The 26,228-nt window shown below is 67.4% G+C and carries 16 protein-coding genes and 3 rRNA genes; 7 read left to right on the plus strand and 12 right to left on the minus strand.

The annotated features are described in order from the left end of the window. Position 1 precedes the first annotated feature (1 nt). The 7 genes from FNV62_RS11915 to FNV62_RS11945 all read right to left on the minus strand — a co-directional run bounded on the left by FNV62_RS11915 (position 2) and on the right by FNV62_RS11945 (position 9,894). Positions 2–334: a small basic family protein gene (locus tag FNV62_RS11915; RefSeq protein WP_003988855.1), complete on the minus strand. Its 333-nt coding sequence runs from the start codon at positions 332–334 to the stop codon at positions 2–4. Then, positions 331–1,227, minus strand: coding sequence for a DUF881 domain-containing protein (locus FNV62_RS11920; RefSeq protein WP_225900244.1), 897 nt, complete (start codon positions 1,225–1,227; stop codon positions 331–333). Before FNV62_RS11920 ends, FNV62_RS11915 begins: the two co-directional genes overlap by 4 nt. Before the next feature lie 107 nt (positions 1,228–1,334). Next, positions 1,335–3,830: a mannose-1-phosphate guanyltransferase gene (locus tag FNV62_RS11925; protein WP_054229134.1), complete on the minus strand. Its 2,496-nt coding sequence runs from the start codon at positions 3,828–3,830 to the stop codon at positions 1,335–1,337. A 116-nt stretch (positions 3,831–3,946) separates the two neighbouring features. Continuing rightward, a complete protein-coding gene (locus FNV62_RS11930; RefSeq protein ID WP_054229135.1) occupies positions 3,947–4,555 on the minus strand; it encodes a CDP-alcohol phosphatidyltransferase family protein in 609 nt (202 codons plus the stop codon). A gap of 166 nt (positions 4,556–4,721) precedes the next feature. Beyond that, a 5S ribosomal RNA gene (rrf, locus tag FNV62_RS11935) occupies positions 4,722–4,838 on the minus strand. Between the two features lie 94 nt (positions 4,839–4,932). Then, a 23S ribosomal RNA gene (locus FNV62_RS11940) occupies positions 4,933–8,054 on the minus strand. A gap of 314 nt (positions 8,055–8,368) precedes the next feature. Continuing rightward, positions 8,369–9,894 (minus strand): 16S ribosomal RNA (locus FNV62_RS11945). Together the 16S, 23S and 5S rRNA genes form the textbook arrangement of a ribosomal RNA operon. A 687-nt stretch (positions 9,895–10,581) precedes the next feature. Here FNV62_RS11945 and FNV62_RS11950 point away from each other — a divergent pair. Together FNV62_RS11950 and ptsP are read left to right on the plus strand one after the other, a co-directional pair. Further along, entirely contained in the window at positions 10,582–11,031 is a 450-nt protein-coding gene (locus tag FNV62_RS11950) for a PTS glucose transporter subunit IIA (protein WP_060902420.1), read from the plus strand. An 83-nt stretch (positions 11,032–11,114) separates the two neighbouring features. Further along, positions 11,115–12,785 carry a phosphoenolpyruvate--protein phosphotransferase gene (gene ptsP / locus FNV62_RS11955; protein ID WP_144315206.1) on the plus strand — a complete coding sequence of 557 codons (1,671 nt, stop codon included), beginning with the start codon at positions 11,115–11,117 and terminating at the stop codon, positions 12,783–12,785. Positions 12,786–12,853: 68 nt separating this feature from the next. Here the strand turns inward: ptsP and FNV62_RS11960 are convergent, their stop codons facing one another. Next, positions 12,854–13,747, minus strand: a complete 894-nt coding sequence (locus FNV62_RS11960; RefSeq protein ID WP_060902419.1) for a hypothetical protein — start codon at positions 13,745–13,747, stop codon at positions 12,854–12,856. Between the two features lie 22 nt (positions 13,748–13,769). Further along, entirely contained in the window at positions 13,770–14,978 is a 1,209-nt protein-coding gene (locus tag FNV62_RS11965; protein WP_144315207.1) for an MFS transporter, read from the minus strand. 111 nt (positions 14,979–15,089) lie between these two features. On the opposite strand from FNV62_RS11965, the gene FNV62_RS11970 reads away from it, so the two are divergent. Beyond that, positions 15,090–16,409, plus strand: coding sequence for an aminotransferase class I/II-fold pyridoxal phosphate-dependent enzyme (locus FNV62_RS11970; RefSeq protein WP_144315208.1), 1,320 nt, complete (start codon positions 15,090–15,092; stop codon positions 16,407–16,409). Here FNV62_RS11970 and FNV62_RS11975 read toward each other — a convergent pair whose 3' ends face one another. Then, on the minus strand, positions 16,410–18,377 hold the full coding sequence (locus FNV62_RS11975) for an acetoacetate--CoA ligase (protein ID WP_143607571.1): 1,968 nt from the start codon (positions 18,375–18,377) through the stop codon (positions 16,410–16,412). A 203-nt stretch (positions 18,378–18,580) separates the two neighbouring features. Between FNV62_RS11975 and FNV62_RS11980 the strand changes: the two genes are divergently transcribed. Continuing rightward, on the plus strand, positions 18,581–20,947 hold the full coding sequence (locus FNV62_RS11980; protein ID WP_143654689.1) for a glycoside hydrolase family 31 protein: 2,367 nt from the start codon (positions 18,581–18,583) through the stop codon (positions 20,945–20,947). 28 nt (positions 20,948–20,975) lie between these two features. Here FNV62_RS11980 and FNV62_RS11985 read toward each other — a convergent pair whose 3' ends face one another. Further along, complete coding sequence (locus FNV62_RS11985) at positions 20,976–21,512, minus strand: NUDIX domain-containing protein (protein ID WP_097283853.1); 537 nt, start codon at positions 21,510–21,512, stop codon at positions 20,976–20,978. 127 nt (positions 21,513–21,639) lie between these two features. Next, a complete protein-coding gene (locus FNV62_RS11990) occupies positions 21,640–22,449 on the minus strand; it encodes a M15 family metallopeptidase (RefSeq protein WP_143612844.1) in 810 nt (269 codons plus the stop codon). A 289-nt stretch (positions 22,450–22,738) separates the two neighbouring features. Here FNV62_RS11990 and FNV62_RS11995 point away from each other — a divergent pair, with 289 nt between their 5' ends. The 3 genes from FNV62_RS11995 to FNV62_RS12005 all read left to right on the plus strand — a co-directional run bounded on the left by FNV62_RS11995 (position 22,739) and on the right by FNV62_RS12005 (position 26,181). After that, positions 22,739–23,164, plus strand: a complete 426-nt coding sequence (locus FNV62_RS11995; protein ID WP_144316460.1) for a Zn-ribbon domain-containing OB-fold protein — start codon at positions 22,739–22,741, stop codon at positions 23,162–23,164. Positions 23,165–23,192: 28 nt separating this feature from the next. Beyond that, entirely contained in the window at positions 23,193–24,383 is a 1,191-nt protein-coding gene (locus FNV62_RS12000) for a lipid-transfer protein (RefSeq protein ID WP_097288839.1), read from the plus strand. Positions 24,384–24,555: 172 nt separating this feature from the next. Further along, positions 24,556–26,181: a GGDEF domain-containing protein gene (locus tag FNV62_RS12005; RefSeq protein WP_143601028.1), complete on the plus strand. Its 1,626-nt coding sequence runs from the start codon at positions 24,556–24,558 to the stop codon at positions 26,179–26,181. Positions 26,182–26,228 lie beyond the last annotated feature (47 nt).

The following is a 26,228-nucleotide window of genomic DNA, read 5'->3' on the forward strand; positions in this document are numbered from 1 at the left end:
CTCACGCCCGGAAGACGTGCCGGCGGATCGCCGCGGCGTTGGAGAAGATGCGGATGCCGAGGACGACCACGACGCCGGTGGAGAGTTGGGCGCCCACGCCCAACTTGTCGCCCAGGAAGACGATCAGTGCGGCCACGACCACGTTCGACAGGAAGGAGACCACGAAGACCTTGTCGTCGAAGATGCCGTCGAGCATCGCCCGCAGCCCTCCGAAGACGGCGTCCAGCGCCGCCACGACGGCGATCGGAAGGTAAGGCTCGACGACCGCCGGAACCTCGGGCCGGACCAACAATCCAGCCACGACTCCCACGACGAGGCCCAGTACGGCGATCACGATGTGCCCTTCTCTGTGCTCGGCTGTGCTGTACGTACGATCACACTCGGTGCGGCGGACAACTGGACGTCCTTCTCGACGGAAATGGCGGTCCGGATGCCGTAGTTCTCCTGCAGGGCGTGCAGATACAGGCCGTCGGCACCGTTCTGAAACCTGGTGCTGAGCCGTTCGCCGTCCCCCACCGCCAGCACCGTGTAGGGCGGCACCAGCGGCTTGTTGTCGACCAGTATCGCGTCACCCGCCGCCCTGATCGCCGACAGTGCCGTCAGCCGCTGTCCGTTGATCGAGACGGCCTCCGCGCCGGACTCCCAGAGCCCGTTGACGACCCGCTGCATGTCACGGTCGCGGACGCGCCCGGTGTCGGAGAACCCGCTGGTCTCCCGAGGATTGCCGTTGCCGCCCTCGGTGGCTTCCTTGGCGTCGTCCACGACGAGCTTCACCCCGGGCCCGTGGACGGCGACGGCACCCGACAGGACGCCCACCAGATCGGCCTGGCCGCTGCCCCCCTGTTTCTTCAACGCCTCGTTCTGCCGGGCGCTCACATCGTCGCGCAGGGTGTCGACGCTGCTTTCGAGCTTGTCCGCGGCCGCGGTCTCTCGCTCGACGCGGTCGATGAGTTCCTGGCGCTCCTTGGCGACGACCGGTGCCGCGATCCGCGCGTTCGCCGCACCCACGGTCACCACCAGGGCCGCGAGGACGAGACCGGCCGCGAGGCCCAGCTTCGCCCGCACCGTTTTCGGCATGCCGCCGGCACCCTCGGTCTGCCTACGGGCGGCGGCCTCGGCGTATCCGTCGTCGAGGCTGTGATCCATGACGTTGGTGAGCAGCGACATGGAGGCGTCCGGGCGCGGGGGGCGCGGAGGTGTGCTCCGAATGGGGGGCTGCTGCGGCATGCCGCACATCGTCGCACGTCGCGGGCGCTACCTCCGAATGGCCCCACCGGCGTGCCGGACAGGCCCCTTTGAGGGCACTTGTCCGGCACGCGCGTGTGCTGTCCGTTTCAGCGACCCGCGCTGTCCACGACGGCAGCCCACTCGTCGAGCAGGGCCTCCGCGGACGCGTCGTCGGGCCCCTCCGCCCACAGATGCGTCACCGCCTCGGCGGGGTCGGGAAGCACCATCACCCAGCGCCCGTCCGTCTCCACGACCCGTACGCCGTCGGTCGTGTCCACGAACCGGTCCCCGGCCGCCTCCACGACCCGGCGCATCACCAGGCCCTTGACGGCCCAAGGAGTGGCCAGGTCGCGCTTGAGAACATGCGCCCGCGGAATCCGCGCGTCGATCTGGCTCAGCGTGAGCTGCGTCCGCGCCACCAGCCCGATCAGTCGTACGAAAGCCGCCGCGCCGTCGAAGACGCTGCTGAACTCCGGAATGATGAATCCACCGCGCCCGTCACCGCCGAAGATCGTCGACTCCTCGCGTCCGACCCTCGTCAGATCGTCCGGAGACGTCGTCGTCCACTCCACCTGCGTCCCGTGGTACGCCGCCACCTGCTCGGCAATCCGCGTGGTGGTCACCGGCAGCGCCACCCGCCCACTGCGCCGCTCCGCGGCCACCAGGTCGAGCATGACGAGCAGGGCCCGGTCGTCCTCGACGATCCGTCCCTTCTCGTCGACGAGCGAGAGCCGCTCACCCACCGGGTCGAAACGCACCCCGAACGCGGCCCGCGCGGACGCGACGATCTCGCCCAGCCGCACCAGACCGGCCCGCCGTGTGTCCGCCGTCTCCGTGGGCCTGGATTCGTCGAGACCGGGATTGATGGTCAGGGAGTCCACACCGAGCTTGCCCAACAGACTGGGCAACACCAGCCCCGCACTGCCGTTCGAGGCGTCCACGACCACCTTCAGACCGGATTCGGTGATACCGGTGGTGTCGACATTCCTGAGCAGTGATCCGGTGTACGAGTCGAAGACGCTGGCCGGGAAGTGCAGATCCCCGATCTCCCCCGGGAACGCACGCCGGTACTCCTGCCGCGCGAACACCCGGTCCAGCTTGCGCTGCCCCCCTTGAGACAAGTCGGCACCCTGTCCGTCGAAGAACATGATGTCGACGGAGTCCGGTACCCCGGGCGTCGTGCGGATCATGATCCCGCCGGCACTGCCCCTGGCGGTCTGCTGACGAGCCACTGGCAGCGGTACGTTCTCCAGGTCGCGTACGTCGATGGCGCTGGCCTGCAGCGCCGAGATGACCGCTCGCTTCAGCGCACGGGCGCCTCGGGAGTGGTCGCGGGCCGTGGTGACGGTGGAGCCCTTCTTGAGCGTCGTCGCGTACGCCCCCGCGAGGCGCACGGCGAGCTCCGGAGTGATCTCCACGTTCAGGATTCCGGTGACACCGCGGGCGCCGAAAAGATGCGCCTGACCGCGCGACTCCCAGATCACCGAGGTGTTGACGAAGGCGCCGGCCTCGATGGTCTTGAACGGATAGACGCGTACGTTTCCCTGGATGATCGATTCTTCACCGACGAGGCATTCGTCGCCGATGACAGCGCCGTCCTCGATCCTCGCGGCCCGCATGATGTCGGTGTTCTTCCCGATCACGCAGCCCCGCAAATTGCTGTGCTGGCCGATGTACACGTTGTCGTGGACCACGGCCCGGTGCAGAAAGGCTCCGCTCTTGACGACGACGTTGGAGCCGACGACGGTGTGCTCACGGATTTCGGCGTCCGCTTCGACCTTGGCGTAGTCGCCGATGTAGAGCGGGCCCCGCAGTACGGCGTCGGGGTGCACTTCGGCGCCTTCGGCGACCCATACGCCCGGGGAGATCTCGAAACCGTCGATCTCGACGTCGACCTTGCCCTCGAGGACGTCGGCCTGCGCTTTCACATAGCTCTCGTGGGTGCCGACGTCCTCCCAGTAGCCCTCGGCGATATAGCCGAAGACCGGCTTGCCCTCCTTCATCAGCTGAGGGAAGACATCGCCCGACCAGTCGACCGAGACATCGGCCTCGACGTAGTCGAAGACTTCGGGCTCCATCACGTAGATACCCGTGTTGACGGTGTCGGAGAAGACCTGGCCCCAGGTGGGCTTCTCCAGGAAGCGCTCGACCTTGCCCTCTTCGTCCACGATGGTGATGCCGAATTCAAGGGGGTTCGGCACACGCGTCAGACAGACGGTGACCATCGCACCCTTTTCCTTGTGGAAATTGATGAGGTCAGTGAGATCGAAGTCGGTCAGGGCGTCACCGGAGATCACCAGGAAAGTGTCGTCCTTCAACGCCTCCTCGGCGTTCTTGACGCTCCCGGCAGTACCGAGTGGCTTCTCCTCATTGGCATAGGTGAGCTCCATACCGAGCTCCTCGCCGTCACCGAAGTAGTTCTTGACCAGAGAGGCCAAGAACTGGACAGTAACGACGGTCTCGTTGAGCCCATGCCTTTTGAGCAGCCGCAGCACGTGCTCCATGATCGGGCGGTTCACCACCGGCAGGAGCGGCTTGGGCATGCTTGAGGTCATAGGACGAAGGCGTGTGCCTTCGCCTCCGGCCATCACGACGGCCTTCATGTCGGAAGCGTCCTCCTTGAAGAGACGACGGTCTAGCCGACTTCACCCATCCTGATTGTCCCGCAGTTTTCGAGTGCGGGCCATCCGGGCACTTCAGCTGCCCTATCGGGCCGAGCTCAATCGGCCATGGCGTCCGCCCTGAGAAGCCGGCGGACCTGGACCACGTAGAGGACTCCTGCCCACCAATAGAGGGTTGTACCCCACCCGGCGAACGCCCATCCGAAAATCGCGGCGAGTGACGCGAGCCATCCGCTTCCGTCGCTGAGCAGCAACAGAGGGAAGGCGTACATCAGGTTGAAGGTGGCCGCCTTCCCGAGGAAGTTCACCTGCAGCGGCGGATAGCCGTGACGTCGGAGGACTGCCACGACCACCAGCAGAACCAACTCACGCGCCAGAAGCACAGCCGTCAACCACAGCGGCAGAATCTCCCGCCAGGTGAGCCCCACAAGAGTGGACAGAATGTAGAGCCGGTCCGCCGCGGGATCGAGCAGCCGGCCGAGGCTGCTGATTTGATTCCAGCGCCGCGCGAGCTTCCCGTCGAGATAGTCGCTGACGCCGCTCAGCATGAGCACGAGCAGTGCCCAGCCGTCACTCTTGGGACCGCCGAACTCGGGCCGGAGGATCAGCCACAGGAAGACGGGTACGCCGACGAGGCGCGCCATGCTGAGGATGTTCGGGATGGTGAGGACCCGGTCCGTCTGGACGCGGGTCTCCTGGACCTCCACCCGGGGGCCTCCTGTGGGGAACGAGCCAACGATGCCCCCTGACCTTACCCGCAGCGCTCGCGTCGAGGTGCGGAGGGGTGGCGGAGCCACCGCGAAAACAGACCTGACCCAGAACGCAGAAAACCCCCGTACCGATTTCCCGGTACGGGGGTTCTCCCTACAATTTGTTCGGCGGCGTCCTACTCTCCCACAGGGTCCCCCCTGCAGTACCATCGGCGCTGTGAGGCTTAGCTTCCGGGTTCGGAATGTAACCGGGCGTTTCCCTCACGCTATGACCACCGAAACACTATGAAACGGTAACTACCGCACCACACCCAGTGGCCCTGGGCATGGGGTTGTTCGTGGTTTCAGAACCAACACAGTGGACGCGAGCAACTGAGGACAAGCCCTCGGCCTATTAGTACCGGTCACCTCCAGCGGTTACCCGCCTTCCAGATCCGGCCTATCAACCCAGTCGTCTACTGGGAGCCTTAACCCCTCAAAGGGGGTGGGAATACTCATCTCGAAGCAGGCTTCCCACTTAGATGCTTTCAGCGGTTATCCCTCCCGAACGTAGCCAACCAGCCATGCCCTTGGCAGGACAACTGGCACACCAGAGGTTCGTCCGTCCCGGTCCTCTCGTACTAGGGACAGCCCTTCTCAATATTCCTACGCGCGCAGCGGATAGGGACCGAACTGTCTCACGACGTTCTAAACCCAGCTCGCGTACCGCTTTAATGGGCGAACAGCCCAACCCTTGGGACCGACTCCAGCCCCAGGATGCGACGAGCCGACATCGAGGTGCCAAACCATCCCGTCGATATGGACTCTTGGGGAAGATCAGCCTGTTATCCCCGGGGTACCTTTTATCCGTTGAGCGACGGCGCTTCCACAAGCCACCGCCGGATCACTAGTCCCGACTTTCGTCCCTGCTCGACCCGTCGGTCTCACAGTCAAGCTCCCTTGTGCACTTACACTCAACACCTGATTACCAACCAGGCTGAGGGAACCTTTGGGCGCCTCCGTTACTCTTTAGGAGGCAACCGCCCCAGTTAAACTACCCATCAGACACTGTCCCTGATCCGGATCACGGACCCAGGTTAGACATCCAGCACGACCAGAGTGGTATTTCAACGACGACTCCACAACAGCTGGCGCTGCCGCTTCAAAGTCTCCCACCTATCCTACACAAGCCGAACCGAACACCAATATCAAACTGTAGTAAAGGTCCCGGGGTCTTTCCGTCCTGCTGCGCGAAACGAGCATCTTTACTCGTAGTGCAATTTCACCGGGCCTATGGTTGAGACAGTCGAGAAGTCGTTACGCCATTCGTGCAGGTCGGAACTTACCCGACAAGGAATTTCGCTACCTTAGGATGGTTATAGTTACCACCGCCGTTTACTGGCGCTTAAGTTCTCAGCTTCGCCACCCCGAAGAGTGACTAACCGGTCCCCTTAACGTTCCAGCACCGGGCAGGCGTCAGTCCGTATACATCGCCTTACGGCTTCGCACGGACCTGTGTTTTTAGTAAACAGTCGCTTCTCGCTGGTCTCTGCGGCCACCCCCAGCTCAGAGTGCAAGACTCATCACCGGTGATGGCCCCCCTTCTCCCGAAGTTACGGGGGCATTTTGCCGAGTTCCTTAACCATAGTTCACCCGAACGCCTCGGTATTCTCTACCTGACCACCTGAGTCGGTTTAGGGTACGGGCCGCCATGAAACTCGCTAGAGGCTTTTCTCGACAGCATAGGATCATCCACTTCACCACAATCGGCTCGGCATCAGGTCTCAGACTATGTGCCAGGCGGATTTACCTACCTGACGTCCTACACCCTTACCCCGGGACAACCACCGCCCGGGATGGACTACCTTCCTGCGTCACCCCATCACTCACCTACTGCAGGTCTGGTCCGTCGGCTCCACCACTCCCCTTTGCCCGAAGGCTCCGGGGCGGCTTCACGGACTTAGCATCGCCTGGTTCAATGTTTGACGCTTCACAGCGGGTACCGGAATATCAACCGGTTATCCATCGACTACGCCTGTCGGCCTCGCCTTAGGTCCCGACTTACCCTGGGCAGATCAGCTTGACCCAGGAACCCTTAGTCAATCGGCGCACACGTTTCTCACGTGTGTATCGCTACTCATGCCTGCATTCTCACTCGTGAACCGTCCACCACTGCCTTCCGGCGCGGCTTCACCCGGCACACGACGCTCCCCTACCCATCACAGCCGCCGTTGGGCGTATTGCTGCAATGACACGACTTCGGCGGTACGCTTGAGCCCCGCTACATTGTCGGCGCGGAATCACTAGACCAGTGAGCTATTACGCACTCTTTCAAGGGTGGCTGCTTCTAAGCCAACCTCCTGGTTGTCTCTGCGACTCCACATCCTTTCCCACTTAGCGTACGCTTAGGGGCCTTAGTCGATGCTCTGGGCTGTTTCCCTCTCGACCATGGAGCTTATCCCCCACAGTCTCACTGCCGCGCTCTCACTTACCGGCATTCGGAGTTTGGCTAAGGTCAGTAACCCGGTAGGGCCCATCGCCTATCCAGTGCTCTACCTCCGGCAAGAAACACACGACGCTGCACCTAAATGCATTTCGGGGAGAACCAGCTATCACGGAGTTTGATTGGCCTTTCACCCCTAACCACAGGTCATCCCCCAGGTTTTCAACCCTGGTGGGTTCGGTCCTCCACGACCTCTTACAGCCGCTTCAACCTGCCCATGGCTAGATCACTCCGCTTCGGGTCTTGAGCGCGCTACTAAATCGCCCTATTCGGACTCGCTTTCGCTACGGCTTCCCCACACGGGTTAACCTCGCAACACACCGCAAACTCGCAGGCTCATTCTTCAAAAGGCACGCAGTCACGAGGCAAGCACAAGTGCTTGCCCGACGCTCCCACGGCTTGTAGGCACACGGTTTCAGGTACTATTTCACTCCGCTCCCGCGGTACTTTTCACCATTCCCTCACGGTACTATCCGCTATCGGTCACCAGGGAATATTTAGGCTTAGCGGGTGGTCCCGCCAGATTCACACGGGATTTCTCGGGCCCCGTGCTACTTGGGTGTTTCTCAAACGAGCCGTTGACGTTTCGACTACGGGGGTCTTACCCTCTACGCCGGACCTTTCGCATGTCCTTCGCCTACATCAACGGTTTCTGACTCGTCTCACGGCCGGCAGACCGTGAAAGAGAAATCCCACAACCCCACATACGCAACCCCTGCCGGGTCTCACACGCATATGGTTTGGCCTCATCCAGTTTCGCTCGCCACTACTCCCGGAATCACGGTTGTTTTCTCTTCCTGCGGGTACTGAGATGTTTCACTTCCCCGCGTTCCCTCCACATACCCTATGTGTTCAGGTATGGGTGACAGCCCATGACGACTGCCGGGTTTCCCCATTCGGAAACCCCCGGATCAAAGCCTGGTTGACGACTCCCCGGGGACTATCGTGGCCTCCCACGTCCTTCATCGGTTCCTGGTGCCAAGGCATCCACCGTGCGCCCTTAAAAACTTGGCCACAGATGCTCGCGTCCACTGTGCAGTTCTCAAACAACGACCAACCACCCATCACCCCGAACCTTCCGGTTCGAGTGCACTGGGGCCGGCACTGAAGGCAGCCAATCGGCCATACCCTCAGACACCCAACAGCGTGCCCGGCACCCTCGCCGCTTCCCTCATTCGTTCCACGCCCCGAAGAGCAGTACTGGAAGGAGAAGACAGTCAAGTGCGCCGAATAATCAACGTTCCACCCATGAGCAACCACCGTCGAACGTGTGCCGACGTAATGGCCCTGGACCACCGGGCAAGCCCGGCAGCCTAGATGCTCCTTAGAAAGGAGGTGATCCAGCCGCACCTTCCGGTACGGCTACCTTGTTACGACTTCGTCCCAATCGCCAGTCCCACCTTCGACAGCTCCCTCCCACAAGGGGTTGGGCCACCGGCTTCGGGTGTTACCGACTTTCGTGACGTGACGGGCGGTGTGTACAAGGCCCGGGAACGTATTCACCGCAGCAATGCTGATCTGCGATTACTAGCAACTCCGACTTCATGGGGTCGAGTTGCAGACCCCAATCCGAACTGAGACAGGCTTTTTGAGATTCGCTCCGCCTCACGGCTTCGCAGCTCATTGTACCTGCCATTGTAGCACGTGTGCAGCCCAAGACATAAGGGGCATGATGACTTGACGTCGTCCCCACCTTCCTCCGAGTTGACCCCGGCAGTCTCCTGTGAGTCCCCATCACCCCGAAGGGCATGCTGGCAACACAGAACAAGGGTTGCGCTCGTTGCGGGACTTAACCCAACATCTCACGACACGAGCTGACGACAGCCATGCACCACCTGTACACCGACCACAAGGGGGGCACTATCTCTAATGCTTTCCGGTGTATGTCAAGCCTTGGTAAGGTTCTTCGCGTTGCGTCGAATTAAGCCACATGCTCCGCTGCTTGTGCGGGCCCCCGTCAATTCCTTTGAGTTTTAGCCTTGCGGCCGTACTCCCCAGGCGGGGAACTTAATGCGTTAGCTGCGGCACCGACGACGTGGAATGTCGCCAACACCTAGTTCCCACCGTTTACGGCGTGGACTACCAGGGTATCTAATCCTGTTCGCTCCCCACGCTTTCGCTCCTCAGCGTCAGTAATGGCCCAGAGATCCGCCTTCGCCACCGGTGTTCCTCCTGATATCTGCGCATTTCACCGCTACACCAGGAATTCCGATCTCCCCTACCACACTCTAGCTAGCCCGTATCGAATGCAGACCCGGGGTTAAGCCCCGGGCTTTCACACCCGACGTGACAAGCCGCCTACGAGCTCTTTACGCCCAATAATTCCGGACAACGCTTGCGCCCTACGTATTACCGCGGCTGCTGGCACGTAGTTAGCCGGCGCTTCTTCTGCAGGTACCGTCACTTTCGCTTCTTCCCTGCTGAAAGAGGTTTACAACCCGAAGGCCGTCATCCCTCACGCGGCGTCGCTGCATCAGGCTTTCGCCCATTGTGCAATATTCCCCACTGCTGCCTCCCGTAGGAGTCTGGGCCGTGTCTCAGTCCCAGTGTGGCCGGTCGCCCTCTCAGGCCGGCTACCCGTCGTCGCCTTGGTGAGCCACTACCTCACCAACAAGCTGATAGGCCGCGGGCTCATCCTTCACCGCCGGAGCTTTTAACCCACCCGGATGCCCGGGCAGGTGTTATCCGGTATTAGACCCCGTTTCCAGGGCTTGTCCCAGAGTGAAGGGCAGATTGCCCACGTGTTACTCACCCGTTCGCCACTAATCCACCCCGAAGGGCTTCATCGTTCGACTTGCATGTGTTAAGCACGCCGCCAGCGTTCGTCCTGAGCCAGGATCAAACTCTCCGTGAATGTTTTCCCGTAATCGGGACGACACCACGAGAGCGGAACCGAAGGGAGGAATAATCCCCTCGGTTCACAGCGTCCTCGCTGTGCGCCCACCGAGACCATGCCCGGCAGGACTTTTTCAAAGGAACCTCGCCCCGACCGATCGGCCGGAGACGGGGTATCAACATATCTGGCGTTGATTTTTGGCACGCTGTTGAGTTCTCAAGGAACGGACGCTTCCTTTGTACTCACCCTCTCGGGCTTTCCTCCGGGCGCTTCCCTTCGGTCCTGCTGTCCTGCTTTGTTCTTGCGTTTCCGACTCTATCAGACCGTTTCCCGATCCGATTTCCTCGGTGCTTTCCAGGTTTCCGCTTTCGCGTTTCCCTTTCCGGCGGTCCAAACACTATCAGCGATTTTCCGTCTCTCTGACCACGGCTCTGCGGACATGCAGAACCAGACCCCGAGATAGGATCTGACAAGTTGGGTGCTGCCAGGCAAGGACGCTTGGTCGCGTCGCTCGGCCTCAAGCAGGAGTACGACTCTACATGGGGGTTTGGAGCGCGCGCAAATCGTTTGCGCGGTGTTCTAGGGCCGCCAACCGGGACCTCTCATGCGGAACCGGCAGTTCGTATGACATACCCTGCTCAACAGTGCGCCGTCCGGTACAGGCAGTGACGGCCCATATGAATCTCCACCCCTGGGAGGCTTCCCATGACCATCGTGACGTCCCCTCTTGCAGGACGCACCATCGGACTCGCCGCGGTACCGGATCCCGTCTTCTCCGGAGCGATGGTAGGCCCCGGCACGGCGATCGACCCCGTGCGTGAGCCCGGGGAGGCTGTCGCCCCCGTGGACGGGGTGATCGTCTCGCTTCACCCTCATGCCTTTGTCGTCGTCGACGCAGAGGGCCATGGCGTGCTCACGCACCTGGGCATCGACACAGTGCAGCTCAATGGCGAGGGCTTCGAGCTCCTCGTGAACAAGGGTGACACCGTGACGCGCGGTCAGGCCGTCGTGCGCTGGAACCCGGCTGCCGTCGAGGTGGCCGGCAAGTCCCCGATCTGCCCGATCGTGGCACTCGAGGCAACAGCCGACTCCCTCGGTGATCTCCGCGAGGACGGCGATGTGAAGGCCGGCGACGCCCTTTTCAGCTGGCAGTGACATCAACAGCGCTGCCGTCATAGACGGCAGGTTCGAAAACCACCGCGGCGGCGGGACGCGCCGCACTACCGGAGACGGGTGAGATGGAGACAACGCTGCGAGGCGTCGGCGTGAGCCACGGTGTGGCGATCGGCGAGGTTCGGCACATGGGAACGGCGGTGCTTGAGCCGCCTGCCAAGCAGATCCCGGCGGAGGACGCGGAGCGCGAACAGGGGCGCGCCCGTAAGGCCGTCGAGGCTGTGGCGGCCGATCTGATGGCGCGCGGCAATCTGGCGGGGGGCGAAGCCCAGGCGGTGCTCGAGGCGCAGGCCATGATGGCCCAGGACCCCGAGCTGATGGCGGACGTGGATCGGCGTATCGCGGTCGGCAGCACGGCCGAGCGTGCCGTCTATGACGCGTTCGCCTCCTATCGCGCGCTGCTGGCGGGTGCTGGCGAGTACCTCGCCGGTCGAGTGGCCGACCTCGACGATGTGCGGAACCGTATCGTCGCCCGGCTGCTCGGGGTGCCCATGCCGGGTGTCCCCGACAGCGACGAGCCGTACGTCCTTATTGCTCGTGACCTTGCGCCCGCGGACACCGCGCTGCTCGACCCCACCCTCGTCCTCGGCTTCGTCACCGAGGAGGGCGGGCCGACCAGCCACAGCGCGATCCTGGCTCGGGCGCTCGGAGTGCCCGCCGTCGTCGCGCTCCCCGGCGCCGGAGAGCTCGCCGAAGGCACGGTGATCGCCGTGGACGGCAGCACCGGTGAGATCTTCGTGGAGCCGAGCGCCGAGAAGCGGGCGCAGCTGGAGGCCGCGGCGGCCGAGCGCAAGGCGTCGCTGTCGGCCTCGACCGGACCGGGTGCCACCTCCGACGGACACAAGGTGCCGCTGCTGGCGAATGTCGGCGGTCCCGCCGATGTGCCGGCCGCCGTCGAGGCCGGGGCCGAGGGTGTCGGTCTGTTCCGCACCGAGTTCCTCTTCCTGGACGACAGCAAGCGGGCGCCGTCCGAGGAGAAGCAGGTCGAGGCGTACCGGCAGGTGCTGGAGGCGTTCCCCGAGGGGCGTGTCGTGGTGCGGGTGTTGGACGCGGGCGCGGACAAGCCGCTGGAGTTCCTCACTCCGGCCGACGAGCCGAACCCGGCCCTGGGTGTACGGGGTCTGCGCACCCTGCTCGACCACCCCGATGTCCTGCGAACGCAGCTGACGGCGCTCGCGAAGGCCGCGGAGGGGCTGCCGGTCTACCTCGAGGTCATGGCACCGATGGTCGCCGACCGCATCGACGCCAAGGCGTTCGCGGACGCGTGCCGTGCCGCCGGGCTGAAGGCGAAGTTCGGCGCGATGGTGGAGATTCCGTCGGCCGCGCTGCGGGCTCGCTCGATCCTCCAGGAGGTCGAGTTCCTGTCGCTGGGGACCAATGACCTCGCGCAGTACACCTTCGCCGCCGACCGGCAGGTGGGCGCGGTGTCCCGCCTGCAGGACCCGTGGCAGCCCGCGCTGCTCGACCTGGTCGCCGTGTCCGCCGAGGCGGCGAAGGCCGAGGGCAAGAGCTGTGGTGTCTGCGGTGAGGCCGCATCCGATCCGCTGCTCGCGTGTGTGCTGACCGGTCTGGGGGTCACCTCCCTGTCGATGGGTGCCGCGTCCATTCCCTATGTCCGGGCGACGCTCGCCAAGTACACGCTGGCGCAGTGCGAGCGTGCCGCCGCGGCGGCACGTGCCACGGACACGGCCGACGAGGCGCGCACGGCGGCCCAGGCGGTGCTCTCCGGCGAGTAGCCGGGACCGTTCGTCGCGCGAAGGTCGCTCAGGGGCGCTCCACCTGCGGGTGGGGCGCCCCTTCGCGTTCAGTGCGTGTGGCCTGTCGCCTCCTCTCCGCCGCCGAGGTCGGGAGGTACGCAGTAGTCGACGCCTGACTCCGGGGAGACGAGGTCTCCGGATGTGACATCGGTGCAGTAGGCGTCGAAGACCTCGCCTGCGGTGAGGGGTTGCAGGCCTTCTCCGCGCAGTCGCCATCCGTAGACGCGGTCGGTCGTGTCGGGGGCGGTGGTGCGCATGACGAGTCCTCCGGCGCTGCCGGTGGCGAGGCCCAGGGCCAGGACGGTGGTGAACTCGAGGGCTTCCGCCTCGTCGAGGCGGGTGGTGCCCTCGGCGTCGTCGTCCGCCCGCAGCACCGCGACGAGTGTTTCTGGTGCCGCGGAGACGCTGCACACGAGTTGGCGCTCGCCGGGGCTCGCGGTGTCGAGGACGCGGGTGAGCAGGTGGGAGGCGCGGGCGAAGGACGCGCGTCCGATGTCCTCTCCGCAGGACGCGCAGTTGCCGATGCGGGCCAGAAGCGTGGTCGCGTACTCCCAGGTCGCCTTGCGGACGGCTTCGTCGACGAGGTCGGGGACGAGTTCGGCGAGGGGCTGCCCCTCGTACGCGACGGTGGGGCCGGTGGCGGCGAGTTCGGCGGTGAAACGTGTGCGGCTGGCGGCGGTGTCGGGTTCCAGGCCGTTGTGGGCGCAGAACTCCGCGTACTCCTCGGGGTCGAAGAGCGCGACCGTGGTGTGGCTGCCTTGGGCTGCCAGGGTCCTGAGCAGGGATTCCACCTGCTGGAGGTAGGTCGTGTGGTCGTTGAACGTGAAGGTGCGGTAGCGCCGCATCGCCGTGAAGTCGTGCTCGTCGGTCAGCAGACCGATGGTGCCGGCGATTTCACGGCGCAGGACGCGTCGCATGGTCTGGTGCTCGGTGTGCGCCATGTTTCCCCCTGTGCGCAGTCGATCAATGCTCACTCACAGTAACCGGCGGCACTGACAACGCGGTGCGGGAGAGCTGGTCGCGCACCAGGTGGTGCTGAAACACGCAGGTCACGGCGATGGTCGCGCCGAAAGCCGTCCAGCCGAGGGGGCCGGTCGCGATGGCCGCGGTGACGGCGAGTGGTCCGATGCTGCGCTGGACGGACTGCGCCAGTCCATGGACGCCCAGGTAGGCGCCCTGGGCCGTCCCGGGCGCGAGGGCGACGGAGAGTTCCCAGGAGACGGTGGCGTGCAGCATCTCCGCCACGGTGAAGGCGACGGCCGAGGTCGTGAGGAACAGCGTGGCGGTGAAGGCTCCGCCCGTGGCCGAGAGCGCCATGGCGACGCCACCGAGAGCGAAGGCGGCGGAGAGGGGGAGGAGCAGGGAGCGCGCGGCGGCCGTCGTGGCGCCGAAGCGGGCCAGGGGGACCTGAAGGGCCACGACCATCAGGTTGTTGAGAACCATGAGCAATGGGGCGAGGCCGTGAGGGGCTTGGTCGGAGTGGGCGATCCAGAGCGGCAGGCCGACCTTGAACACGGCGTCGTCGAGGAAGAGGACGGTCTCGGTGGCGACGTACGCGAGATAGCCGCGGTCGCGCCAGGGGTTGGCCGGCCTGGTGGTGGGGGCGGGGTCCTTGGACGTGGCGATCGTGCGTGCGGGGGACGGCGGTTCGGCGCAGCGCGCGGTGAGGAGCGCGGCGGCGACGAACGACAGCGCGTCTCCTGTCAGGAGCCACTGGTAGGCGGTGGTCGTCCCGATCGTGAGAGCGGCCGCGGCGGTGAGGCCGCCCAGGGCCCATCCGGCGTTGGCGACGGTTCTGGTGACGGCCTGGTAGTGGACGCGGTCGGGTCCGGAGACGCGGGTGGCGTACAGCTTGGTGAGGACGTTGGCGGCCCGGTCGCCGAAACTGCCGGCGGCCGAGAAGGCCAGCAGCAGGGCGTAGTTGTCGGTGGTGAGCAGGGCGAGGGAGGCCAGGGCCCGCAGCATCTGCAGGGAGATCAGGACGCGGGTGAGGGGCAGGCGGTCGGCGATGCGGCCGCCGAGCGGTGCGCCGGCGATGCCGATGGCCCCCGAGACCGCCGCGAGGGTGCCGACCTGGGCCACGGACAGGCCGGTGACGTAGGTGAAGTACAGGACCGACACGGCTGCCCACAGGCCGCTGCCGGTCCGGTCGACGAGGGCGATCCAGAGCATTCTTCGACCGTCGGGGCCTCCTGGAATGCGTGTCGACCATGCGGCTGCGCGGCTGATCGGTCCCACCGTCCCCCCTTGCTTGGACTTATGTATTGATACATACTTGGTAACGTGGCAACACAATATGGGATCAGTGGCGCGACGGCCAAGGGAATTGCCTCGTCCGTCGAACGAGGCGTGGCCGAAGGCGCGTTGGGGCCGGGAGCGGCGCTGCCTCCGGTGCGCAGGCTTGCCGACGAGCTCGGGGTGAGCCCGGGGACGGTCGCGACGGCGTACAAGGAACTGCGGCGGCGCGGGATCGTCGTGACGCGCGGGCGAGGCGGGACCGTGGTCGCCGCGGCTCCCTCGGTGGCGTCGCGGCGGCCACCGAAGGTGCCGGACGGGCTGCGGGACCTGGCGGGTGGCCATCCCGACCCTCGGCTGCTTCCGCACCTGGTGCCGCCCTCGCGGCTCTCCCCCGGCGCGCGGTCCCACCGCAGCATGCCGCGTCTGGCGCGGTTGGAGGACGCCGTGCGCGACTGGCTGCGACCGGACGGGGTGCCGACGGAACACGTGACCTTCGCGCACGGCGCGCTCGATCTGATCGGGCGGCTGCTGTCGGTGGAGTTGCGTCCCGGTGACACCGTCGCGATGGAAGACCCCGGCTATCACCATCTGCTGGACCTGGTCACGGCGCTGGGGCTGCGTACGGTCCCGGTGGCCGTCGACGACCAGGGGATGCGACCCGAGGCCCTGGGCGACGCGCTACGGGCCGGCGTACGAGCGGTGGTGTGCAGTCCACGGGCGCAGAATCCGTACGGCGGTTGCTTCTCGGCGGAGCGCCGGGACTCTCTGGTCGCCGTACTCCAGGAAGAGCCCGATGTGCTCGTGGTGGAGAACGACCATGCGTCCGCCGTCGCCGATGCGCCTCTTCATGCGCTGGCCGCGGGCGGCCTTGAGCGCTGGGTGCACGTGCGGACCGTGAGCAAGTTCCTCGGGACGGACCTGCGGTGGGCGGCTGCGGCCTGCGATCCGATCACGCTGGCCCGGCACGACGGCCGGATGCTGCTCACCTCCGGCTGGGTCAGTCACCTGCTCCAGGAGACGGTGTACGAGCTGATGACGGACGACGACACCCGCGCGTTGGTCGCCCGCGCACAGGACACGTACGCGCTGCGGCGCAACGCACTGCGACACCAACTCGCGGAACAGGGGATCCCGTCCCATTCCGTGAGCGGATTGAATGTCTGGGTACCGGTGCGCGACGAGTCGGCCGTCGTCAACGGGCTGCGGTCCTACGGATGGTGGGTCGCTGCGGGTGCGCGGTTCAGGCTCGCTTCCGCGCCCGGTGTACGGATCTCGGTCGCGGAACTCGAACCCTCCGACGCGGTGCGCCTGGCCTCGGACTTCGCTGTCGTGCTCGACGAGTCCGAGGCCACCTACGGAGGTTGATCAGCCGCGCTTGCGGGCCAGCTCTTCGTAGAAGTGCAGCAACTCGACGTTGTCCACGGAGCCGACGTTGACCGCCTTCTCCAAAGGGGCTCCCTGGAGAAGGCGCTTGACCGGAACCTCGATACGTTTGCCCGTGAGGGTGTGCGGGACGCCGGGCACCTCGATGACCTCGTCGGGGACGTGGCGCGGGGAGAGCTGTTCGCGGATGGTCTGCTTGATGCGGTTCAGGAGGGCCTCGTCGAGCGCGGCGCCGGGGGCGAGGTGGACGAAGAGGGGCATCCAGTAGCCGCCGTCGGGCTGTTCGACACCGATGACGAGCGACTCCTTGATCTCGGGGAGGCGTTCGACGGCTTCGTAGATGTCGGCCGACCCCATGCGCACGCCCTGGCGGTTGAGCGTCGAGTCCGAGCGGCCGTGGATGACGACGGAACCGCGCGAGGTGACGGTGATCCAGTCACCGTGGCGCCACACTCCGGGATAGGTGTCGAAGTAGCTGTCGTGGTAGCGGCTGCCGTCGGGATCGTTCCAGAAGCGGATGGGCATGGACGGCATCGGGTTGGTGACCACCAGCTCACCGACTTCGTCGATCAGGGGCTTGCCGGCGGGGTCCCAGGACTGGAGGTCGGTGCCGAGACCGGGGGCCTGGAGTTCCCCGATGTACACCGGGAGCGTCGGCACCGCTCCCGCGAAGCAGGAGCACACGTCCGTGCCACCGCTGACGGAGGCGATCCACAGATCGTCGCGGACCTCATCGTGCAGCCAGCGGAAGCCGTCGGGCGGCAGGGGCGAGCCGGTCGTCGCGACGCACCGCACACGCGTGAGGTCGAAGTCCTGGGACGGGTGGACGCCCGCCTTGCGGCACGCCATCACATACGCGGCGGAGGTGCCGAAGAGGGTCGCTCCCGTGCGCTCGGCGATCCGCCACTGGGCACCCGTGTCCGGGTATCCGGGGCTGCCGTCGTAGAGGACGATCGTGGTGCCCGTGAGCAGGCCGGAAACGAGGAAGTTCCACATCATCCAGCCGGTGGACGTGTACCAGAAGAAGCGGTCCTCGGGGCCGAGGTCGCAGTGCAGGCCCAGTTGCTTGAGGTGCTCGACCAGGATGCCGCCCTGGGACTGGACGATGGCCTTGGGGAGGCCGGTCGTGCCGGAGGAGTAGAGCACCCACAAAGGGTGGTCGAAAGGGACCTCTTCGAAGACGGGCGGCACGTCCGCAGAGGTCAGCTCGGACCAGTCCAGGGCGCCTTCGGGGGCTTCGGTGCCGAGCAGTGGGATGTGGACGACGGCGCGCAGGGTCGGCAGTTCGCGGCGCAGCTCCGCGACCACGTCACGGCGGTCGTGCTCCTTGCCGCCGTAGCGGTAGCCGTCGACCGTGAAGAGCACGACGGGTTCGACCTGCTGGAAGCGGTCGAGGACGCTGCGCGCGCCGAAATCGGGGGCGCAGGACGTCCACACGGCCCCTACGGCGGCCGTGGCGAGGAGGGCGGCCACGGCCTGCGGAATGTTCGGGAGATAGCCGCTGACGCGGTCCCCCGGGCGTACCCCGAGGGCGCGCAGCTCGGCGGCCAGGGAGCCGACCTGACGGCGCAGCTCGGACCAGCTCACCGGGGTCGGCTCGTGGGTCTCGTCGACGTACAGGAGCGCTGGTTCGTCCGTGCGGGTCTCGGCCGCGCGCAGGGCGTGCTCGGCGTAGTTCAGGGTCGCCCCGGGGAACCATTCGGCGCCGGGCATCGAGCGGTCACCGAGCACGCGCGCGTAGGGGGTCGAAAACCGTACGTCGAACCACTCGGTGACGGCCTTCCAGAACGTGCCCAGTTCCCGTACCGACCAGCTGTGCAGTGCCGGGTAGCCACCGTCGGACGGGGCTCCGTGGTGCTCGGCCGCCCAGGCCTGGAACTTGGTGACCTGCGCCTGGGTGACTCGCCCTGGGTCGGGCTGCCAGAGCGCTGAGGGGTTCGCGGTGGACATGAATCGGCTCCCGGACTGTGTGCGTCGGTCGCGCACGAGCTGGGGTGTGCGCGCACGCGGCTGACACGGACGATGCCATGTGATCGACTTCCGCACCAGGGTGCGCCGCAGATGGTCGTCCGCGTGAAGATGTGCCCCCGTCGCGGGTGAACGGAAGTTGAACGACTCACTCATTTGGCGCAGGCAATGGCAGGGTGAGCAGCATGGACGGTCGTGACCTGGTGCGTTCGGTGAAGACGGTCGGTTCGACGGGGGCGGCCCAGGGCTTGCGTACCGTGCGGGCCGCATGGCGAAGGAGGCGTGCCGACGCCACTGGGCTGCCGCGGCGGGGGGCCGAGCGCGCGCGGGTGCCCGGCCCGGTGCAGGCGGCGGAGCCGGGGCCCGGGGGTGGGGTCATCAGGTTCACACGGTCCGAATTGCGGATCACGGTCGCGGTGAGCGGGGCGGTGTTCTGGGGCTGGGACGGGGCCGGTCCTGAGCCGTCGTACGCGCTCGCCGGCCATGGTCCGGAGCCGGATCCGCGGGCCGTCCTGGAGCCCGACAAGGACGGCGGCTGGCGGGTGGTGGCCGAACGGGTGACGGTCGTCGTCTCGCGGCACGGCGCCGTCGAGGTGCGAACCCCGGGTGGTGTGATCCTGCGCCGTGATCTGCCGCCCCGTTGGTGGGAGCCGGTCGAGGGGGGCGGCGCGCGGTGGATGCAGCGCTCGGAAGTGGCCGCCGACGCTCGGTTCTTCGGCCTGGGCGGGCGCGCGGCCGGTCCCAGGCTGCGTGACGGGACGTACCGGCTGTGGAACACGGATCCCGGGCACGCCTTCGCGCCGGGCGACGATCCGCTGTACATCACGATGCCCGTGCAGATGGTGGTCTCCGACGCGGGCACGCATCTCGTGTTCCACGACACCTCCTGGGACGGCACGGTGAACCTGCGCGAGGGAGAGGAGGGCGCGGGGTCCGGACACGACCGGGCGGGATCGTGCGAGTTGCGGATGGACGGTGGCCCGCTGCGCTGCTGGTTGATGGTGGGCACCCCCGCGCGCGTGCTGCACGCCTGGGCCTCGCTCACCGGGGCGCCCGCGCTGCCGCCCGCGTGGGCTCTGGGCCACCATCACGCGCGCTGGGGCTTCGGCAGCGAGCAGGAGGTGCGGCGGATCGTCGCGGGCTATCAGGAGCGCGGTCTGCCCCTCGACGCGGTCCACCTGGACATCGATCACTATGACGCCCACCAGGTGTTCACGGTGGACCGGGAGCGCTTCCCGAAGCTGCCGGTGCTCGCCGAGGAGCTGCGCCGCGACGGCATCCGCCTGGTGTCGATCGTCGACCCGGCGGTCAAGGCCGAGCCGGGCAACGCGGTGTACGACAGCGGTCTCGCCGAGGACGCCTTCGTGCGGGACGGTTCGGGCCGGCTCGTGCGTGGGGTCGCATGGCCCGGGGAGTCGGTCTATCCGGACTTCACGCACGCGCGTGTGCGGGAGTGGTGGGGCGGCCTCTACGAGGAACGGCTGGCGCAGGGGTTCGCGGGATTCTGGCACGACATGAACGAGCCGACGTCGTTCACGGCGTTCGGGGAGTCGACGCTGCCGAGGTCGGCTCGCCACTCCCTGGAGGGACGCGGCGGTGACCATCGCGAGGCGCACAACGTGTACGCCCTGGGCATGGCCCGAGCCGCGTACGAGGGCCTGCGCGAACGGGATCCCCAGGAGCGGCCGTTCCTCTTCTCGCGCTCCGGGTGGGCCGGAATGCAGCGCTACGGAGGGACCTGGTCCGGAGACGTGGCCACGGGCTGGCCCGGGCTGCGGGCCTCGCTGTCACTGGTGATGGGGCTCGGGCTGTGCGGGGTTCCGTACTCGGGTCCCGACGTGGGCGGTTTCGACGGCAGCCCGTCTCCCGAGCTGTACCTGCGGTGGTTCCAGCTCGGCGCGTATCTGCCGCTGTTCCGTACGCACGCGAGTCTGCGGGCGGGTCGCCGGGAGCCATGGGAGTTCGGTGACGACGTACTGGAGCACGCGCGCGCGGCTCTCGTCGAGCGGCGGCGGCTGCTCCCGTACTTCATGACGCTGGCGCTGCTGGCGCGCCGCACGGGCGCACCTTATGTGCGGCCCCTGTGGTGGGCGGCGCCTGAGGACCGGGCGCTCAGGGACTGCGAGGACGCCTTCATGCTGGGTGACTGCCTTCTCGTGGCACCGGTGCTGGACCATGGGGCCGACCGTCGTGCGGTGCAGCTGCCCCGGGGGCGTTGGTACGACACGGTCACCGAGGAGGTGCACGAGGGGCCGGCCCAGGTGTTGCTCGATGCCCCCTTGTCGCGGATTCCGGTGCTGGCGCGCGCGGGTGCCGTCGTGCCCGTCCGGGGCGACGACGGCGGCCTGGAGCTGGAGGCGTGGGCTCCGGCGCGCGGGCGGGTCGGGGGCGGGCTCGCCGTGCCCGACCGCGGCGACGGCTGGGACGAGCCCGAGCTCGAACGCTACGTGACGCGCTGGGAGGGGCAGCACGTGGTCGTGCGGCGGGACGGAGAGGGCGGAGCGGGCACGCCGGAGTATCCGGTCCGGGTGCGGGGCCTCGGGGCGCGGTGACGGCCTCCGAGAACCCCGTGGGACCCCCTCAGACGTACCGTCCCTCGAACCACGCGCGCGCCGCCAAGGTGTGCAGCGGGAAGGCGAGCTCGGTGGGCCGGCGCAGCAGGTGCCAGCCCTCGGTCTCGTCCGTGGCGGCGGACGGCGGCAGTTCGGCGGCCGGGCGCTCCGGTAGGAGCCCGAAGAGCAGCAGGTGCCCGGCGGGAGAGCTCATCGCGTCGGCGAGCCGCACCTCGCGGCTCGCCACGTCGATTCCCGTCTCCTCCTTGAGTTCCCGGGCGACGGCGTGCCGCCAGTCCTCCCGGTGGTCGATGAACCCTCCGGGCAGCGCGATGCCTCCGCGCGCGGGGGCGATGGTCCGGGTGATGACGACCAGGGCGGTGCCCCTGTCGTCGTACACGGGCTGCAGGGCCACCGCTACCGGCAGCGGATTGCGGTAGGCCACGCCGCCGCAGACGGCGCAGGTGCGGGGCCAGCCGGAGTTGGCTTCTCCGTAGGGTGCTCCGCAGCTCGAACAGTGCGAGTCCGGCGCGAAGTCGGCGGGTGGGTGCGGGGTTGCGGACACGCCGCGGACTGTAGCGGATCACTTCTCGCTCGTCTTCGGGTGCCTCACCGGATGCGGGTCCGGGCGCCTGTCGAAGCGCGTCTCGTGATGCGGTCCGCCCCGCTGTCACGGGGCGGACCGGCCCGGCTCAGCGGGACGAAGTCAGTGACTTCTTGGACACGGGGAAGTCGAAGTACGTGTCGGGGTAGGGCTCGGGCTTGTACGTGTAGTGCCACCACTCCTCGGCGAGGTTGACGAATCCGAGGTCTTCGAGGGTGCTCTTCAGGAGCAGCCGGTTGGCTCGCTGCACGCCCTGGACGCGTGGGTCCAGCGTGTGCGCGAGGGTGTCGAAGCAGTCGAAGCCGGTACCCATGTCCACGGAGTTGTCCGGGAAGCGCTCGTCCTGGGGCGCGTAGCAGGGCACGAGAGGTTCTCCGGGGACGTACGGGCGGGTCGGCTTCGCCGGCAGCCGCACGATCGTGAGGTCCATCGTCGAACCGCGGCTGTGTCCGGACTTCTCGGCGATGTAACCGTCCTCGAACAGACGGGTCTTGTCGACCTGCGGATAGAACTCGGACTTCATCGCCTGGTCGTCGAGGTCCTCGGCCCAGCGAACGAAGTGGTCGACGGCGCGTTGCGGCCGATAGCAGTCGTACACCTTGAGGGTGTAGCCCTCGTGCAGCAGTGTCACCTGGGCCTTGTGGAGGGCGTCCGCGGCGGGTCGGGTGAGGATGCAGATCGGCTGCCGGTAGCCGTCGACGCGTTCGCCCACGAAGTTGTGCGGCGTGAAGTAGCGCATCTCCTGGATGATCGTCGGGTCCACGGATCGCAGGGCCACGAAGTCCTCGGGAGCCTTCGGCTCGGGCGTCGCCCGGGCGGTGGCGGAGGCGGCGGTCACGGCCAGTAAGGCGGCGAGCGTGGTCACCAGACCGCGTACGGCGGTGGAGAGTCGTGTCATGCCCCCTGCATCTATCAGGTGCGGGATCCGTCGGGGAAGGGATCACATGCGGTCGGGCACCATCGAGTGAGGGAATCGGCGGGTCGCCCAACGGGCCCCGGAGCCGCACCGGGAGACACGGCCGGAACCACCCCCGTGGGCCCCGGCCGCACCTCCCGATACTCCGACGCCCGGGAGGCCTCCACGGTTCTCTCCGTCGCGCTGCCCATTTCCCGATGCCCGTGGCACACTTCTGACGTTCCGTCAGATCCAGCGTCATGGAGGGGTCTTGTCGCGTACACGTACACCTGTGGTCGCCGGATGGTTCGCCGGGGACGGGGACGACTTCCGTCTCCTCGGCACCCGCTGCTCCGCGTGCGCCTCGGTCTTCTTCCCCCGCGAGGACGCCTTCTGCCGGAATCCGGGATGCCGGGGCGGTGAGCTGACCGAGGTTCCGCTGTCCCGGCGCGGTCGCGTCTGGTCGTACACCGACAGCCGGCACCGGCCTCCGTCACCGTATGTGACCGATCCGGAACTCTCATGGGAACCCTATGCGTTGATCGCTGTGGAGCTGGAATCCGAGCGACTCGTCGTACTCGGTCAGACGGTTCCCGGGATCACCGTCTCCGACCTGGCGGTGGGCATGGAGGTGGAGGTCGTCCCCGGAGTGCTGAACGAGGACGAGGAGACGACCTGGACGACGTGGCACTGGCGGCCGACAGGGGTGACGGCATGAAGGGCAAGTGGCGTACGGGGGTGACGGCATGAGCGGTGAGGTGGCGGTGCTCGGCGCGGGCATGCATCCGTGGGGCAAGTGGGGGCGCGGATTCGTCGAGTACGGGGTCGTGGCGGCGCGTGCGGCGCTGGCCGACGCGGGGGTCGACTGGCGGGACGTCGGCTCGGTCGTGGGCGCCGACACCGTGCGCGCCGGCTATCCGGGGTACGTGGCGGGAGCGACGTTCGCGAAGGCCCTGGGCTGGCAGGGAGCGCGGGTCACGAGTGTGTACGCCGCGTGCGCGTCGGGGGCGCAGGCCATCAACGCGGCGCGGGCACAGATCCTTTCGGGCCTCGCGGACGTGGTCCTCGTCGTCGGCGCCGACGCGGCGCCCAAGGGATTCTTCCGTCCGGCGGGCGGGGACAGGCCGGACGATCCCGACTGGCTGCGGTTCCGGGTCCTCGGAGCGACGAATCCGACGTACTTCGGACTGTACGCACGGCGGCGGATGGCCGTGCACGGGGACACACTGGAGGACTTCGCACAGGTCAAGGTGAAGAACGCCGCCCTGGGGGCGCTGAACCCGAACGCGCGGTACCGCAAGAGGGTCACGGCCGAAGAGGTGGCGGGCTCCGCCGTCGTCGCCGACCCGTTGCGGCTGCTCGACATCTGCGCGACGTCCGACGGGGGCGCCGCCCTCGTGCTGTCGAGCATGGACTTCGCGCGACGGCACGGGGCGGCGGACCCCGTGCGGATCCGCGCGGTGTCGACGGTGACACCGCGCTACCCCAACACCGTGCTCGACCTCCCGGACATCGCCACGGACTCCGCCGCCGCCGTGGAACCCGCGGCCGGCACCTTCCGGGCCTCCATCGCGCGGGCGGCGTACGAGGAGGCGGGCATCGGCCCCGAGGACCTCTCGCTCGCCGAGGTGTACGACCTGTCCACGGCCCTGGAATTGCAGTGGTACGAGGACCTGGGGCTGTGCGGGGAGGGGGAGGCCGCGAAGCTGCTGCGGGAGGGTGCCACATCGCTGGGCGGGCGCATACCGGTGAATGTCAGCGGCGGACTGGCCTCCTTCGGAGAGGCCGTTCCGGCGCAGGCCATAGCCCAGGTGTGCGAGCTGACATGGCAGCTGCGCGGGGACGCGGGCGACCGGCAGGTCTCGAGCGCGCGTGTCGGAATCACGGCGAACCAGGGGCTGTTCGGACACGGTTCGTCGGTCGTCGCCGTCCGTTGAAGCCTGCGGCCGGCCCACTGCACCGCGCCCAGGGGCGGCGTGAGCCGCGACGACCGCCGTCCGCGGAGGCTCGCCCCGCGGCTGTCCGCACTCGGAGTGACGACCCCGGAATGCTGCGTGAACACCTCGTGAATCGCGCCCGGGCGTGCGCGGGCGGGGCCAGTATGCTCCCGTGCCTTCCTGGACGGATACTGTCCGCTTCGCCTTCCAGCCGGTCGTCAACCTGACGACCGGAGGGGTTGCGGCGCTGGAGATACTCGCCCGTCCCGAATCGGGTGACATCCTGGCACAGGCCCGCCGCGACCCCGAACTCGACGGGCGGCTGGCGGCGTTGGCGATCCGCGCAGCGGCCCGCAGGGAGACGATGCTGCCACTGCACGTGAATGTCTTCGCCGGGACACTGGCCGATCTCGGACGGCTCGCGGCGCTGCGCGACGCCGTGCGCGAGGCCGGTCGGCTGCCGTGGGAGGTGACGATCGACATCGGTCCGCCGTACACGCACGTGCCGCACCAGGCCCTGCTGGAGGCGGTGTCCACGGTGCGCGGCGAGGGCTTCCGGATCTGTGCGGACGGGGTGGGCGACGGCGACGCACCCCTGCGGCTGCTCACGGACCTCGCGCCCGAGCTGGTGAAGCTCGATGCGTCCCTGCTGACGCGGCCGGCGGCGGTCAGGGCGATGCGGACGCTGTGCGAGCAGTTGGGCGCACTGCTGTCCGTGGAGGGCGTCGAAACGGAGCTGCAGTGCGCGGCCGCGGTGTCGGCGGGGGCGCAGTTGGCGCAGGGCGAGCTGTTCGCGCCGCCCGCACGGTTGCCCGTCGCGGACGTATACGTTCCGGCCCTCTCCCCCGGCGTCGCGGCGGCCCCCCGGTCGGGACCGTCGGTGCGGCAGTTCGTGCGGCCCGCCGCGCTGCTGCCCGCGACGGCGTCCGCGGGGCAGGTGCGGGCACTGCTCACCGGCTCGCCCGACGTTTCCGGTGTGCTGCTCGTGGATCCCTCCGGGATCCCGGTCCGCTCGGTGCACCGGTCACGGTTCCTGCTGTCGATGTCGGGGCCGTACGGGCATGCCCTGTACGCCGACCGGCCGGCCGCCAAGCTCGGGGATCCGCCGCGTACGGTCGGCGTCGACGCGACCGCGTGGGAGGTCCTCGACGTGGTGGCGGACGGCGAGCGGGACCGTACGTCGGACGATGTCGCGGTCGTCGATCACTACGGGAGGTGCGTGGGGGTCGTACGTCTGGCCGATCTCGTACGAGCGCTCTCCGAGAGCCGGGTCGAGGAGGCGGCCGGGCTCAACCCGCTGACCAGGCTGCCCGGTTCGGACGCGATCACCGGCGAGGTTGACCGGCGGATCGCCGACGGCCTGACGTTCGCCCTCACTTGGCTCGATGTCGACCACTTCAAGCAGGTCAACGACGGAGCGGGCTTCGCCGCTGGCGACGAGCTGATCCGGGCGGTCGGTCGGACGCTGCAGCACGCGGCTTCCGGGACGACCCGGGTGGGGCACATCGGCGGCGACGACTTCCTGGTCCTCGCGGATCCGGAGACTCTCGGCCCGCTGGCCGGCACGGTACTCGACGCGCCCTGGTCGGCGGGCGGACGTCCCGTCACCTTGTCGCTGGCCACGGTCCTGTGCGCGCCGGGCAGCGTGACCGACCACCGACAGGCGGCGGCGTGTCTGGCACCGCTCAAGCAGGCCGCCAAGGCTCTGAGCGGGGCGAGTTGGGTGCTGGGGCGGGCGGGACTGCCGGGACATGAGGTCCTGCGTGGTTCGGGGGCGGAGCGGGCACAGGCCGGTTGAGCGACGGACCGGGAGGGTTCTGAGCAACGGCCGTGCCGCCCGGGACC

It is taken from the genome of Streptomyces sp. RLB3-17 (assembly GCF_007113425.2).
GTDB classification, from domain to species: domain Bacteria; phylum Actinomycetota; class Actinomycetes; order Streptomycetales; family Streptomycetaceae; genus Streptomyces; species Streptomyces mirabilis_D.

Bases quoted from the DNA above. Each gene is read 5' to 3' on its own strand.
- FNV62_RS11920 (WP_225900244.1), bottom strand. From the start codon at position 1,227: ATGCCGCAGCAGCCCCCCATTCGGAGCACACCTCCGCGCCCCCCGCGC.
- FNV62_RS11925 (WP_054229134.1), bottom strand. From the start codon at position 3,830: ATGAAGGCCGTCGTGATGGCCGGAGGCGAAGGCACACGCCTTCGTCCT.
- FNV62_RS11950 (WP_060902420.1), top strand. From the start codon at position 10,582: ATGACCATCGTGACGTCCCCTCTTGCAGGACGCACCATCGGACTCGCC.
- ptsP (WP_144315206.1), top strand. From the start codon at position 11,115: ATGGAGACAACGCTGCGAGGCGTCGGCGTGAGCCACGGTGTGGCGATC.
- FNV62_RS11960 (WP_060902419.1), bottom strand. From the start codon at position 13,747: ATGGCGCACACCGAGCACCAGACCATGCGACGCGTCCTGCGCCGTGAA.
- FNV62_RS11965 (WP_144315207.1), bottom strand. From the start codon at position 14,978: ATGCTCTGGATCGCCCTCGTCGACCGGACCGGCAGCGGCCTGTGGGCA.
- FNV62_RS11975 (WP_143607571.1), bottom strand. From the start codon at position 18,377: ATGTCCACCGCGAACCCCTCAGCGCTCTGGCAGCCCGACCCAGGGCGA.
- FNV62_RS11980 (WP_143654689.1), top strand. From the start codon at position 18,581: ATGGACGGTCGTGACCTGGTGCGTTCGGTGAAGACGGTCGGTTCGACG.
- FNV62_RS11990 (WP_143612844.1), bottom strand. From the start codon at position 22,449: ATGACACGACTCTCCACCGCCGTACGCGGTCTGGTGACCACGCTCGCC.
- FNV62_RS12000 (WP_097288839.1), top strand. From the start codon at position 23,193: ATGAGCGGTGAGGTGGCGGTGCTCGGCGCGGGCATGCATCCGTGGGGC.